We start from the raw sequence: 14,984 nt of genomic DNA, 5'->3' as shown, positions 1-14,984 counted from the left end.
TATATATTGATAACTATTAATTTTAAAATTCAACTTATATTTATTTATTTATTATATTTGAGGAGGCCATAAAGTGAGTTTATTATCAAGTTTGACTCAACAAGTTATTAATAAAAACCCAAACGAGCCAGAATTTCAACAGGCTGTAAAAGAAATACTAGAATCGCTAGAACCAGTTGCTGCAGCTCATCCTGAATGGATGGAAGCTGGAATATTTGATAGAATTGTAGAGCCTGAGAGACAAATTATATTTAGAGTTTCCTGGATAGATGATAAGGGAGTAGTAAATGTAAACAGAGGTTTTCGTGTCCAATTTAATAGTGCTATCGGACCTTACAAAGGCGGTTTAAGACTTCATCCTTCAGTTAATCTTAGTATTATTAAATTTCTTGGATTTGAACAAACTTTTAAAAACTCCTTAACTGGTCTACCAATTGGTGGTGGTAAGGGTGGAAGTGACTTTGATCCTAAGGGAAAATCTGATAGAGAAATAATGAGATTTTGTCAGAGTTTTATGACTGAGCTTTCAAAACATATTGGAGCTGATACTGACGTTCCTGCTGGTGATATTGGTGTTGGTGGCAGAGAGATTGGTTTTATGTATGGTCAATATAAAAGGCTTAGAAATGAATTTACAGGTGTATTAACAGGTAAAGGATTATCTTATGGTGGAAGTCTTGTTCGTACAGAAGCCACCGGATATGGTATGTGTTACTTTGTTGAAGAAATGCTTAAAGCTACAAAAAATTCCTTTAAAAATAAAACAGTTGTAATTTCTGGTTCAGGTAATGTTGCAATATACGGAGCTGAAAAAGCTATACAGCTAGGTGCAAATGTAGTTGCATTAAGTGATTCAAATGGATACATATATGATCCTACTGGAATTAAACTAGATACAGTTAAAAAAATTAAAGAAGTTAATAGAGAAAGGATAAGCGAATATGTTAAATACCATCCTACTGCAGAATATCATGAAGGTTGCTCAGGAATTTGGAAAATAAAGTGTGATATTGCACTTCCTTGCGCTACTCAGAATGAAATAAATGAATCCTCTGCAAAAACTCTTATAGCGAATGGATGTATAGCAGTTGGAGAAGGTGCAAATATGCCTTCCACTTCAGAAGCAATTAATGTATTCTTGAAAAGCAAGATTCTTTTTGGACCTGCTAAAGCAGTTAATGCAGGCGGCGTTGCTACCTCAGCACTTGAAATGTCACAAAACAGCATAAGATACTCATGGACATTTGAAGAAGTTGATAATAAATTAAAGACTATAATGTCAGATATTTATATTAAAGCAAGTAGTGCTGCAAAAGAATATGGATTTGAAGGTAATTTACTTGCCGGTGCTAATATCGCAGGATTCATTAAAGTAGCTGATGCTATGTATTCTGAGGGAATAGCATATTAATATTTGCTATTAGTTTTTTTGAAAAAATAGTTTCACCGAATGAACTAAAATAAAGGATGGCCATTAGCCACCCTTTATTTTAGTTGTTTTTTAAGCCACTTTTTAATTTCGAACGTATATTGACAACAACGGATTAATTATGGTATTATTAATACAATACCTTACTAAAACAGTAGGATTACTTCAAGGGGGGAAACAAATGAAAAAATTATCTATATTAATTACCACTTTATTAGTAGCATCAGTAGGTCTTGTAGGATGTGGTACCAGTACCAGTAAAACTACAACATCAAAAAATTTGTTAGAAACAATAAAGAGTGAAGGTAAAATACAAATCGGTACTGAGGGTACTTATGCACCTTATACTTTCCATGACAAATCAGGAAAATTAACTGGATTTGATGTTGATATTGCAACTGAAGTATCTAAACGTCTTGGAGTTAAACCCGAATTTGTAGAAACAAAGTGGGACGGTATGCTTGCTGGGCTGGGTGCAAAGAGATTTGACATGATAGCGAATGAAGTTGGAATCAATTCAGATAGAAAACTAAAATACGATTTTTCAACCTCGTATATAGTTTCGAAAGCTGTTCTAATAGTAAATAGTTCTGATAATACTATCAAAAAATTTGCTGATTTAAAAGGTAAGAAATCTGCTCAATCATTAACTAGTGACTTAGGCAAAATTGCAAAAGCTAATGGTGCGGTGCTCCAAGCAGTTGATGGCTTTAACCAATCAATTGACCTTTTAGTTTCTAAAAGAGTAGATGCCACAGTTAATGACAGTTTATCTTACCTTGATCTAAAAAAACAAAAACCAAACCTTGCTATAAAGATTGTTGATCAAAAAGGAAACGCACAACCAAGTGGATTTATGTTCAATAAAGGAAATAAAGAATTAGTAACCGCAGTTAATAAAGCATTATCTGACATGAAATCAGATGGCACTTACTCAAAAATTTCAAATAAATATTTTGGCAGCGATGTATCAAAATAAAAGGGTGATAAAATGAATTTAGACGTAGATACACTAAGAATACTCGGCATAGTTAAAGATTCTTTCTTTCCTTTATTAATAGCAGGTGTGAAGTTTACAATTCCAGTAGCTGTGATTTCCTTCTTGCTTGGTTCAATTTTAGCTATGGTAACGGCTCTTGCTCGTATATCAAAATATAAATTACTAAACCTAATATCAAGTTTTTATGTTTGGATAATAAGAGGTACGCCACTTCTTGTACAGTTATTTATATTATTCTTCGGATTGCCAACAGCAGGTATAACAATCGGAGCACTCCCTGCAGCAATTATAGGTTTTACATTAAACGTTGGTGCTTATAATTCAGAAGTGATTAGAGCGGCTATTTTATCTATACCTAAGGGTCAATGGGAGGCCGCAAGTTCAATTGGTATGACTCATACTCAATCACTCCTTCGTATAATTTTGCCACAGGCAGCTAGAGTATCTGTACCGCCACTGTCAAACTCCTTTATAAGTCTTATTAAAGATACATCACTTGCAGCGGCTATTACTTTGACTGAAATGTTCCAAGTTGCACAACAAATAACAGCAACAACATATGAGCCGCTTGTGTTGTATTGTGAAGTAGCTTTTATTTATCTGATGTTTTGTACAATATTAACTATAATTCAGCAAAGAATAGAGAAAAAACTTGAAAGATATGTAGCTAGGTAATTGGAGGTATTTCATGATTAATATAAAAGATTTACACAAAAGTTTCGGAGATAATGAAATATTAAAAGGTATAGATTTAAAAATAAAAAAGGGTGAAACAACAATTGTAATAGGCCCTTCAGGTTCAGGTAAAACCACACTTCTTAGATGTATAAATTTATTGGAAATACCGAACATTGGAACCATAAGCATTGGAGATATTGAATTGGTTTTTGGTGGAAATAAAGAACCAACTGATAAAGAAATGCTAACACTAAGACGAAATACAGGAATGGTATTTCAAGGATTTCATTTGTTTCCTCATATGACTGTAGTTGCAAATATTATGGAGGGACTTACTACAGTCCTTAAGCAATCTAAGAAGACCGCTCATGATAAAGCACTTAATCTATTAGAGAAAGTTGGACTTTTAGATAAAGCTAACAGTTACCCTCATGAACTTTCTGGAGGACAACAGCAAAGAGTTGCCATAGCCCGCGCTATGGCCATCGAGCCATCAGTGTTGTTATTTGACGAACCAACTTCTGCACTAGATCCTGAGCTTGCAGCCGAGGTGCTTAAAGTTATGAAGGAATTGTCTCTTGAAGGTATGACTATGGTAGTCGTTACTCATAATATGAACTTTGCAAGAGATGTAGGTGACAATATAATATTTATGGATAACGGAATTATCCTTGATAAGGGAACTCCAGAGGAATTATTAAGTAACACAAATAACGCACGAATAAAACAATTTTTAAGTTTAGATTTTAATTAGTTATTATATATAAAAAATTATTCGAGGAGGAAAGATATGAAAAAAAATATGAAATTCGAATCATTATTAATACATGGCGGAGTCGATGGTGATGCTCATACCGGAGCAGTAAATGTTCCCATTTATCAAACATCTACGTTCAAAAAAGGTAAATTTGATGCTGATAATGCTTATGAGTATTCAAGATCAGGAAACCCTACACGCGAAGCTCTTGAAAAACTCATTACAGATCTTGAAGTAGGTTATGCAGGTTTCGCATTTGCTTCAGGTATGGCAGCTACAACTGCTACATTATCGTTATTTAAAACAGGAGATAGAATTCTAATATCAAATAATATATATGGTGGAACCTTTAGAGTTATAGACAAATATTTTAATAATTTTGGTATACATTATACTGCATTTGATTCATCTGATATAACGTTATTAGAAAATAAAATTGATGATAGTGTAAAAGCTATTTTTATAGAAACACCAACAAATCCATTAATGGGTATTACAGATATTGCTGCAGTTGCAAAAATTGCTAAAAAAAATAACTTACTCTTAATTGTAGATAATACATTTATGACTCCATATCTACAAATGCCACTTACCCTCGGTGCTGATATAGTTATTCATAGTGCTACAAAATATCTAAGTGGTCACAGTGATTTAATTGCAGGACTTGTTGTCGTAAATAATAAAGACCTTGCAGAAAGAATTGGATTCATACAAAATTCAACAGGTGGTGTTCTATCTCCCTTTGATTCCTTCTTATTAATAAGAGGTATTAAAACTTTAGCTTTAAGGATGGACAGACACAACTCAAACGCAAAAATTGTATCTGAATTCTTAAGAGATAGAAAAGAAGTAGAAAAAGTATATTATCCAGGTTTTGAGGATCACCCAGGACATAAAATACAAGAAAAGCAAGCAACTGGATATGGCGGTATCATTTCCTTTGTTCTAAAAAAAGATTATGATTATAAAAAATTCTTAGAAAGTCTTCAGTTAATAACTTTTGGAGAAAGTTTAGGAGGAGTAGAATCATTAATTTGCCATCCTGCCACTATGACACATGCAGCAGTTCCATATGAAATTAGACAAGAAATTGGAATAACCGATCATTTAGTAAGATTATCAGTAGGTGTTGAGAATGTTTCTGATATAGTAAAAGATTTAAAAACAGCATTAGAATTATAATTATATAAACAAAAAACACATTCCTATATTTCCTAGGAATGTGTTTTTTAGTTCATATATTTATTTTTCTTTAAGTATTACCAAAGCGCGCTTAGCAAGTTCCGAAAAATAATTGGCAGCTGGCAAAAGTGCAGCATCATCTACCTTAAATTTAGGATGATGAAGTGAATATGACACACCTGTACCAATATTTACAAATGCACCGGGTATTTTCTCCTGATAAAAAGCAAAATCTTCACCAATTAGTGTATCCGGCAATTTTTTAACAACATACCCTTGCATCTGCGCAACTTCTAATGCAACCTCTGTCCAATCTTTCGCGTTATTTGTTGCTGGTGGTCCACTATACCATTTAAGCTCAGCAGTTGCTCCAAATGAGTCAGCCATACCTTTAATTATTTGTCTCATTTTGCTTGGAACAAACTCACGCATCTTAGCATTAACAGTTCTCACTGTCCCCTCAATATAAGCCTTATTTGGGATTACATTCCATGTATTACCACTTTCAATATGAGTAACACTAATAAGTACTTGATCAAAGGTGCTAACGCTTCGACTAACAATTGTCTGAAGCGCTGTAATTATATGAGCTGCAACAATAATTGGATCAATTCCCTTTTCTGGAGATGACGCATGAGTACCAATACCATCAATTTCAATTTCAAAACGATCAACAGCTGCAGTCATAGCTCCCACATTCGCTCCAAAGCTTCCTACTTCTAACTCTGGTGCGCTATGCAGTCCAAAAATAGCAGCCACATTAGATAATGCTCCACATGCTAATACGTCTTCCGCGCCGTGTCCTAACTCCTCAGCTGGCTGAAATATTATCCTTACTGTTCCTTCTAGTGTTGATTCTTGCTGCTTTAATAAATAAGCTGCACCTAAAATAACACTTGCATGAAAATCATGACCACAAGCATGCATTTTACCACTAACTTGTGATTTATATTCTAAATCTGTTTCTTCGTTAATAGGCAATGCATCAATATCTCCTCGAATGGCAATAATTGGTCCTTCCCTATCTCCTGTTATTTCTGCAACTAGCCCTGTTTCTAGTGGTAAATTAAGTATACGAATTTCAGCCTCATTTAGTAACTTACGTAAAGTTTTAGTTGTTTCAAATTCTTCATTAGATAACTCTGGATGTTTATGGAGGTTATGACGTACATCTAAAAGTTTTTTTTCTAAGTTATTAATATTCTCTAATAATTTCTCATTTCCCATAATATTATACCCCTTAATTTTTTTTAAGCTCTGTATTATCATTATATCCTACTAATAGAACTTTCTTTGCTTTTTTTTAAAGTATATGAATCGTACCCTATAAAATAAACCCACCAAATGGATTTTACAACTATTTTATAGTTATGTCCATTTAATGGGGATGATGTACTTTATTTTAGACTTATGCTATGCAGTCCTAATAGTTCTACCTGCGGTACTATTTTTAAAAATCCCTCCATCTAAAGCTAACCTTCCATTCACAAATACGTATTTTATTCCTTCAGGGTTTCTATCTGGAACCCCCACATCTGGAAAATCAGATTTATCTTTAATAGTATCTATATCAAAAATAACAATATCAGCATCTGACCCTTTTTTTATTCGTCCCTTTTGTTTAAGTCCCATGGTTTCTGCTGGAAGAAAAGTTGCCTTGCGCACCGCTTCTATAAGGCTTATCTCCTTGCGTTCACGAACCATGCACCTAAAATATCTTGGGAATGTACCTGAAATTTGAGGATGCCCTTCACCCTTTTTATAAGGCCCAATGTCTGACGATGGCATTGCATAATTTTTATCTAAAGCCTTATATACACTTTCATTTGAACCCGTACAATATATAATACATTCACAAGGATTACCAGCTCTTAATTCTTTATATAGTTTCTTGTTTAATCTTTCACCTTTATATTTCCCTGAAGCTACAAGCATTTTGTTTAAACATAATCCCTGATTCACATTGTTCTCACAAAAAATTGCAGTTCCAATAGACGTAGCCCAATCGTTATATAATCCACTATCTATTTTTATATTTAATCCATCCTCTATTGCTTTATCTACTATTTCTAACGCTTTATCCATAACTGCATTATATTGATAAACAAAATGAGATATTAAAACCGCTGCTCCTGTAACCCTTGAAATCTCAATAGCTTCTCTTAATGAATTTAAATCATGATCCGAAGATGTTCTTGTATGAATTGTAATAGGTCTGTTATGCTTATCAGCTATTATACAAACAGCATATATTTCCTCAAGGGAGCTATTTGGCGCATATTCAAGTCCTAATGATAAGCCACAAGCACCTTCACCTAATGCTTTTTCTGTAAGATATTGCATTTTACAAATTTGTTCTTTATTAGCTGCCGAATATACATCTGTAATTCCAACAGCCTTCCTTAAGCTCATAGAATGTCCTACAAGTTCAGCTTGATTAATAACAAACCCTTTTCTATCTTGTTCCTCAAAAAAAGTATTCATATTTATTGGACTTAACCCACAATTGCCTCCTATTGTAGTCGTAATACCTTGACGCAAGGATAGCTCGCCACAATAATCTTCGCCATCAACATGCCCATGAATATCGATGAATCCTGGAGAAACTATTAAACCCGATGCATTTATATTTTTTATTCCAACTAGTTCTCCAGTTGTTATTTCTGCCAACTTTCCATCTTTTATACCTAAACTTCCTTTGAAACTCGTTTTGAGTTCAGGATCAACTAAAGTACCATTATTAATAACAACATCAAACATTTATGAACACTCCCTTCAAAGATTATTATTAAAAGCTAATACTTATCTTGATCTAATCCATTATAGCCGCCGCTTATACCGAGTAAACATATATGTTTTAACTTTTGCTAATATTACCACGTTATTTTAAAATTGTCAACACAAATAATTCATTTACTCCAAGCCTCGCGGGAGTTACTGCATCAGTTTCTTATCCGATAAAAACTTTCTATAAATCATTAAATGGACACAACTATTCTATAGTCATGTCCATTTGATGGGGATCACATATTTTAACCTACCATTAGTTCTTTTGCTAATATACCAGGCTTCGTCATTAATTCTATATCTAATATATCATTAAGTTCCTTTTCACCTAAAAGACCTTCTTCTAATATTAATTCTCTTACTGATTGTTTAGTATTTAAAGCTATTTTTGCGATTTCAGCAGCCTTTTTATACCCTATATGTGGGCAGATTGCTGTAATAATACCAACGCTGTTTTCTACCAATTCTTTACATCTTTCTCTATTTGCAGTTATTCCAGAAACACAGTTAACTACAAAAGTATTTACTCCATTAGTTAATGTCTCTATGGATTGAAACAATTTATAGAATATAACTGGTTCAAAAGCGTTCAATTCCAATTGACCAGCTTCTGCAGCCATAGTTATTGTTATATCATTTCCTATAATATTAAAAGCTACTTGACTTATTACTTCTGGTATTACAGGATTCACCTTTCCTGGCATCATAGACGAACCATTTTGTTTTGATGGAAGATTAATTTCACCAAATCCTGTTCTTGGTCCTGATGACATAAGCCTTAAATCATTTGCTATTTTTGATAAGTTAACTGCGCAAGCTTTAATGACACCAGATACTACTACAAAACCATCTAAATTTTGAGTTGCATCTACTAAATCTGATGATTGTTTTAATTCAATGTTTGATATTTTTGAAATGTTTGGTACTATCTTATTAAAATATTGTATATCAGCATTCATACCTGTTCCGATTGCAGTACCACCCATATTTACAACTTTTAATTCTTCTTTAGCTTTTTCAAGTCTTGAGATATCTCTCCTTATCACTGAACTGTAAGCTTTAAATTCTTGTCCTAACCTAATTGGAACTGCATCTTGCATCTGAGTTCTTCCCATTTTTATAACATCATCGAACTCTTTTGATTTTTCGTTAAAAGCATCGTAAAGTTTAGAAAGTTCAACTATTGCCTTTGGAATAAGTTTTAAGGCAGTCATTTTACCTGCTGTAGGAATAACATCATTTGTAGATTGTCCATAATTTATATGGTCGTTAGGATGAACTATACTATAATCTCCCTTTTTCCCTCCCAGTATTTCTATAGCTCTGTTTGCAATTACTTCATTAGCATTCATATTCATGCTTGTACCCGCTCCACCTTGAATAGGATCTACTATGAATTGATCTTGTAATTTACCATCTATTATTTCATCACAGGCTTTTACAATAGCTTCTTCAATCTTTTTTTCTAAAAGCCCGGCTTCATTATTAGTTATTGCTGCTGCCTTTTTTATTTCTGCAAGACTTTTTATAAATTCCATAGACATTCCTAGTCCTGTTATTTTAAAATTTTCAGCAGCCCTTAAAGTCTGTACCCCATAATATGCCTCCATTGGTACTTGTTTTGATCCAATTGAATCGCTTTCTAATCTAAAATTCATTTTAGTAACCTCCCTTTATAATCTAGTTAATAATCTCACTTGGTATAATAGAATAATTATTCTTTATTGTAGATAGAGAAACTGTAGTCTTAGTTTTTTGAACACCTGGTATGTTTTTTATTTTATTCAAAATTTTTTCTAAACTTTCTGTGCTTCCTGTAATAATTTTCAAAACATAGTCGTAATCTCCAGCTAAGTAGTGGCATTCTACGATTTCATCGTCTACTTGAATCGTATTAATAAATAGATCTGTAAATTTAGGTGATTCAAGTGATACAAACATTATTATCATAAGATCCTTATTGAACTTTTTAGCACTTAATATTATAGTATATTTTTCAATAATGCCAGCATTATCAAGTTTTTTTAATCTATCGCCTACTGCAGGTACGGATAAATTAATTCGAGTACTTATTTCAGAAGCGGTAACTCTGGAATTTTGTTGCAAAAGTTTAAGTATTCTAATATCGATATTGTCCATACAAAATCACCTCTCAAATAATATTATTAGGTATATTATATCATACGATTTAATAAATTAAACGCATCATCTATATTTAGATAGTTATTTAACTAAATATACGCTTAAGCCTTATTTTTTTAATTGATTACGTTTACTGAAATTAATCAACCTAAAAAAATTAGGTGCTTATTAGTATATACTAACTATAACTTGCTTAAATACGGTAAAATGGTTAAGCTTTATATATCTCTAAAATCATTTAGGAAAAATAATATAAATATTTTAAGGAGGTTATTTTTATGGATAAAAAAATATACACTAAAAAAAGTAAAGAACAGTTAAAAAAAGAACTAACAAAAATTCAGTTTGAAGTAACGCAGGAAAATGCAACTGAAAGATCTTTTGACAATGAATTTTGGAATAACAAAGAAGAAGGAATATATGTAGATATTAATAGCGGCGAAGCATTATTTACATCTCTTGATAAATTTGACTCAGGCTGTGGATGGCCTAGTTTTACTAAACCTCTTGATAATAAGAATGTTAAAGAAAAGAAAGATATAACCCTTGGAATGATGAGGACAGAAGTAAGAAGTTATTATGGTGACAGCCATCTAGGTCATGTTTTCGATGATGGCCCTCGTGCTGACGGCGGATTAAGATATTGCATAAATAGTGCATCATTAAAATTTATACCAGTTCACAAACTTAAGGAGGTCGGTTATGAAGATTATTTGAAACTATTTAAAAAATAAGTGATTTCGCCCATGATGGGCGCACAAGTAAAATTAGCCTAAAGCATTTGCTTTAGGCTAATTTTGTTATTATAAACCATCTTTTAAATTAATATATGTTTTGTAATTAGGTGAGTCTTCACTAATTAGTTTGTTTAATTTCCAATTGTATCCACTAGAATCATCATAAACTAAAAAATAAACTGCTACAATAGAAACGCTCCTATCTTTACTTTTATTATTTTTATCATCTTTATACGTAATATTTCCATAAACATATTTTATATTTTTTAAACCTTTTGTAGATAACGTCTTATCAGTTTTAAAAGTCTTCGCTTCTTCCCCTGTTACTTTGTGGTTATTAGACCACCAGAAAAGTAGATTACTTCCTTCAATTTCACCATTAGTAATAGAAGGTATAATTAACGACTCAGGAATATTGCTTATCACTGCACTATCAACTGTAGTTTCTGATCCATTTAATAAAGCTATATCACTTAAAGATATCGAGAAAGTATAATTAGTTGATAATACTGACTTTATTTCACCTGATATATTTTCCCTCTTAGCAATAAGATTTAGTGTTCCTTTTTTTTCATTAAACGTTTTTCCTGATATATTAATGTTCTTAGTAAAACCATCCTTTACAGTAAATCCTTTGCCTCCGAAAAAATCAGAATAGGATACCGTTTCCGCAAGTCCTTGCTTTTTTATAATTTGAATAACTTTTTCATCTGAAAAATCTGACGATAGTGTTAACTTAAAATCATCAGAACTATTTGCTTCTATAGAATTAATACTCCATGTTTCATTCTCAAAAACAAGACTACACTTTATTTTCCCTGAGGCCCTAAGAAGTCCACTATCTATAGTCGTTTCCACTAAAATTTCTTCTTTTCCATTTTGAAAATCTGGTGTCCTTAATGTTATACCAAGATTTTTAACATTTTGTCCATTTAATGCTTCCTGTGTATTCCCAATAGTCATTTTTAATCCTTTTAATTTGGCTAAAAATATTTTGTCATTTATTCCCACCGTTGGTTTTACTGAAGTAATATTAAGAAGTACTGGTTTTCCATTAGTTTTCCATTCGTTTTTACCTTCTTTAAGATAAACTACTGATAACAAAACCTTTGCCTCAAGAGCATCATTATTTAGAGTTAATGCTAATTTTATCTCAATTTTACTCTTCTGCGTATTCCGATTACTTATAATGAAACTTTTCATGTTATCTTTATTTATTTTTATTACTGTCCCCTTCGGAAGTGTTACAGCTGTTCCTATCAGGTCTTCCTTTATTCTGACATCATCAACAGGTCTAACATTAAAAAATGAGTATGCAAATACTAATGCTATAATTACAGAAATAATTGCTATCATAGGTATAATTACTTTCTTATGTACAAATGTTTTCTTAACCCAAGCAAAGATTTTATCCCTTTTATACTTTCTTATATCTCTATTTGATATTACAGGCATTGCTGAGGTATCTTGCTCTTTTTTCTCATTTAAGGTTGGTTTAGCTTTATTTTCTTCATTCCCATTATTAGGAATCGTTTCACCTTGCATTTCTATTTTTTCTTCTATTTTCTCTCCACAATATGGACAAAATTTTAATCCATTAATATTACTAAATTCATTATTACAGCTGTCGCAACGCATTTGTTACCTCCAAATATTAATATAAGTCTACAAAACAAACAAAATATCATCTATAATATAATATAGCTTGTTTACATACTATATTATAACTTGAATGCTTCCTATATTCAAACATATTCTTAACATCTTTTTATTCTTAGGCGAACAAAAACTCACTCCAAAATAGGAGTGAGTGAATAACCATAATATAAACGTCTTAGTATAAAGAATCTTACTCGCCGAGATATGCACTTCTTACAGAATCATTAGTTAATAATTCTTTCGCGCTACCTTCTAAAACTATTTTTCCAGTTTCTAAAACATATGCTTTATGTGCAATCGATAGTGCCATATGAGCATTTTGTTCTACAAGCAAAACCGTAGTTCCTGACTTGTTTATTTCTTCTATTATAGAGAATATATTTCTTACGACCAGTGGTGCGAGTCCCATAGATGGCTCATCTAATAATAATATTCTTGGTCTTACCATGAGGGCTCTTCCCATAGCTAGCATTTGCTGTTCTCCACCACTTAATGTTCCAGCCATTTGTTTTATTCTTTCTTTAAGCCTTGGAAATTTGTCAAAAACCATCTCATAATCTTTTGCTATATCTCTTTTATCTTTTCTAATATAAGCTCCAAGTTCAAGATTTTCCATAACTGACATATTTGCAAATATTCTTCTTCCCTCAGGTACATGTGCAATACCTAGCTTTGAAAGTTTATAAGCAGCAGTGGTATGAATTGGTTTGCCTTCAAATAAAACGCTTCCTGATTTTATAGGAATAAGCCCTGAAATAGCTCTTAATATTGAGGTTTTTCCAGCTCCATTAGCACCTATAAGTGTAACTATTTCTCCTGTTTTCACGTGTATGCTAATATCATGTAATGCATGTATTGCGCCATAATTTACATTTAACCCATCAATTTTAAGCATCAGTTACCTCCTCTCCAAGGTATGCCTCAATTACCTTAGGGTTGTTCTTTATTTCATCGGGCGTCCCCTCGGCAATTACCTTACCGTAATCTACAACTATTATTCGTTCACAAACTCCCATAACCAGTTTCATATCATGCTCAATTAATAATATAGCTATTTTAAATTCATCTCTTACCCAATTTATGAGCCCCATTAGTTCATGAGTTTCTTGTGGGTTCATACCAGCTGCCGGTTCATCGAGTAACAATAATTTAGGTTCTGCAGCAAGAGCTCTCGCTATTTCAAGTCTTCTTTGCTCTCCATAGGGAAGATTACATGCAAGCTCATTTCTTTTACCATCAAGATTGAAAACCTTAAGAATTTCAAGTGCTTTCTCTTCAATTTCAGCCTCTTCCTTTTTAAACTTTGGAAGCCTTAATATTGAATGAAATAAATTATATTTAACATTATAATTAAATGATATCTTCACATTATCAAGAACCGTTAAATCTTTAAATAGTCTTATATTTTGAAAAGTTCTAGCAATTCTTTTTTTAGTAATATCATACGGTTTTATACCTTGTATAAATTCTCCATTAAATTCAATAGTTCCAGATGTTGGGGCATAAACACCTGTTAACATATTGAAAATTGTAGTTTTTCCCGCTCCATTAGGTCCAATCAAACCTACAAGATCATGGTCAGAAAGGTTAAGTGCGAAATCAGAAACAGCTGTTAGCCCACCAAACTTAATCGTAAGATCATTTACCTTTAAAAGCTGCATCTTTATCACTTCCTTTTGAAAATTTATCAAATATTTTCATAGATAATTCTTTTGTACCCATTAGACCTTGTGGTCTAAATCTCATAATAATTATAAGTGCTAGTGGATAAATAATCATCCTATAATCGTTTAGGAATCTTAGCCCCTCTGGAAGAACTGTTAGTATCCCTGTTGATAATACACTACCTGTTAAACTTCCCATTCCACCCATAACTACGTAAGTAACTAAATCTACTGATTTTAAGAAACCAAATTGTTCTGGTTTAATATACATTAGATAATGTGAAAATAGTCCACCTGCAATACCTGCGAAGAAGGATCCAATAACAAAAGCCATAATCTTATACTTTGTAGTGTTAATACCCATAGCTTCTGCGGCTATTTCATCTTCGCGAACTGACATCATAGCCCTACCTTGCGAAGAACGTGCTATATTGTAAATTATTAAAATGGTAAAGACCATTATAAAAAATACCCAAGCAAAAGTAGTTTTAGGAGGTATTCCTGAAAGTCCACGCCCACCTCCAAGCTTATCCATATTTGTGATAACAACTCTTATTATTTCTCCAAAACCTAAAGTAGTTATAGCAAGATAATCACCTTTTAAACTTAAAGTAGGAAGACCAATAAGATATCCAATTAACCCAGCAACTATTCCACCAAGAAGAAGCGCTATAGGAAACGGCATATTTAATTGAATTGTAGCCATTGCTGCTGCGTATGCCCCTATAGACATAAAACCTGCATGTCCTAGTGTTAACTGTCCTGTAATTCCTATGATAAGATTTAAACTTACTGCAAGAATAACATTAATACAAATTAATATTACTATTCTTCCATAATATCTATTTAATATTTCAGTATCCATTAGAAACGATAATATAAAAAACAAGATAACTCCAATAACTAGTAAGATAATAGTATTTCTAAATTCTTTTTTCATTTTTATCAC

The 14,984-nt window shown here is 32.3% G+C and carries 14 protein-coding genes; 6 read left to right on the top strand and 8 right to left on the bottom strand.

The window, feature by feature from the left end:
• Positions 1-73 precede the first annotated feature (73 nt).
• The 5 genes from gdhA (at position 74) to KPL44_RS14590 (ending at position 5,046) form a co-directional block, all read left to right on the top strand.
• On the top strand, positions 74-1,411 hold the full coding sequence (gene gdhA / locus KPL44_RS14610; protein ID WP_216251714.1) for an NADP-specific glutamate dehydrogenase: 1,338 nt from the start codon (positions 74-76) through the stop codon (positions 1,409-1,411).
• A 199-nt stretch (positions 1,412-1,610) separates the two neighbouring features.
• Positions 1,611-2,408 (top strand): amino acid ABC transporter substrate-binding protein, encoded by a 798-nt coding sequence (locus KPL44_RS14605; protein ID WP_216251712.1) that lies wholly within the window; start codon positions 1,611-1,613, stop codon positions 2,406-2,408.
• Between the two features lie 12 nt (positions 2,409-2,420).
• Positions 2,421-3,104: an amino acid ABC transporter permease gene (locus KPL44_RS14600; RefSeq protein ID WP_216251710.1), complete on the top strand. Its 684-nt coding sequence runs from the start codon at positions 2,421-2,423 to the stop codon at positions 3,102-3,104.
• 13 nt (positions 3,105-3,117) lie between these two features.
• Positions 3,118-3,861, top strand: coding sequence for an amino acid ABC transporter ATP-binding protein (locus KPL44_RS14595; RefSeq protein ID WP_216251707.1), 744 nt, complete (start codon positions 3,118-3,120; stop codon positions 3,859-3,861).
• A gap of 48 nt (positions 3,862-3,909) precedes the next feature.
• A complete protein-coding gene (locus KPL44_RS14590) occupies positions 3,910-5,046 on the top strand; it encodes a trans-sulfuration enzyme family protein (protein WP_216251875.1) in 1,137 nt (378 codons plus the stop codon).
• A gap of 60 nt (positions 5,047-5,106) precedes the next feature.
• Here the strand turns inward: KPL44_RS14590 and KPL44_RS14585 are convergent, their stop codons facing one another.
• The 4 genes from KPL44_RS14585 to KPL44_RS14570 all read right to left on the bottom strand — a co-directional run bounded on the left by KPL44_RS14585 (position 5,107) and on the right by KPL44_RS14570 (position 9,972).
• A complete protein-coding gene (locus tag KPL44_RS14585; protein ID WP_216251705.1) occupies positions 5,107-6,273 on the bottom strand; it encodes an amidohydrolase in 1,167 nt (388 codons plus the stop codon).
• 186 nt (positions 6,274-6,459) lie between these two features.
• Positions 6,460-7,806, bottom strand: a complete 1,347-nt coding sequence (locus tag KPL44_RS14580) for an amidohydrolase family protein (protein ID WP_216251702.1) — start codon at positions 7,804-7,806, stop codon at positions 6,460-6,462.
• A gap of 272 nt (positions 7,807-8,078) precedes the next feature.
• A complete protein-coding gene (locus tag KPL44_RS14575; protein ID WP_216251699.1) occupies positions 8,079-9,491 on the bottom strand; it encodes an aspartate ammonia-lyase in 1,413 nt (470 codons plus the stop codon).
• Between the two features lie 22 nt (positions 9,492-9,513).
• Positions 9,514-9,972, bottom strand: a complete 459-nt coding sequence (locus tag KPL44_RS14570; RefSeq protein WP_216251697.1) for an Lrp/AsnC family transcriptional regulator — start codon at positions 9,970-9,972, stop codon at positions 9,514-9,516.
• 281 nt (positions 9,973-10,253) lie between these two features.
• On the opposite strand from KPL44_RS14570, the gene msrB reads away from it, so the two are divergent.
• Positions 10,254-10,709: a peptide-methionine (R)-S-oxide reductase MsrB gene (gene msrB / locus KPL44_RS14565; RefSeq protein ID WP_216251695.1), complete on the top strand. Its 456-nt coding sequence runs from the start codon at positions 10,254-10,256 to the stop codon at positions 10,707-10,709.
• A gap of 69 nt (positions 10,710-10,778) precedes the next feature.
• Here the strand turns inward: msrB and KPL44_RS14560 are convergent, their stop codons facing one another.
• The 4 genes from KPL44_RS14560 to KPL44_RS14545 form a co-directional block, all read right to left on the bottom strand.
• Positions 10,779-12,350 carry a hypothetical protein gene (locus KPL44_RS14560; protein WP_216251692.1) on the bottom strand — a complete coding sequence of 524 codons (1,572 nt, stop codon included), beginning with the start codon at positions 12,348-12,350 and terminating at the stop codon, positions 10,779-10,781.
• Between the two features lie 211 nt (positions 12,351-12,561).
• On the bottom strand, positions 12,562-13,266 hold the full coding sequence (locus tag KPL44_RS14555; protein WP_216251689.1) for an ABC transporter ATP-binding protein: 705 nt from the start codon (positions 13,264-13,266) through the stop codon (positions 12,562-12,564).
• Positions 13,259-14,032 carry an ABC transporter ATP-binding protein gene (locus KPL44_RS14550; protein ID WP_216251686.1) on the bottom strand — a complete coding sequence of 258 codons (774 nt, stop codon included), beginning with the start codon at positions 14,030-14,032 and terminating at the stop codon, positions 13,259-13,261. Before KPL44_RS14550 ends, KPL44_RS14555 begins: the two co-directional genes overlap by 8 nt.
• Entirely contained in the window at positions 14,010-14,975 is a 966-nt protein-coding gene (locus KPL44_RS14545) for a branched-chain amino acid ABC transporter permease (protein ID WP_216251683.1), read from the bottom strand. The genes KPL44_RS14550 and KPL44_RS14545 overlap by 23 nt, the downstream gene beginning before the upstream one ends.
• Positions 14,976-14,984 lie beyond the last annotated feature (9 nt).

It is taken from the genome of Clostridium sp. DSM 17811, from assembly GCF_018861905.1.
In the GTDB taxonomy this organism is placed as follows: domain Bacteria; phylum Bacillota; class Clostridia; order Clostridiales; family Clostridiaceae; genus Clostridium_AD; species Clostridium_AD frigoriphilum.
The sequence above is the reverse complement of the archived record's forward strand: the minus strand, read 5'-3'. Positions and strand labels throughout refer to the sequence as shown.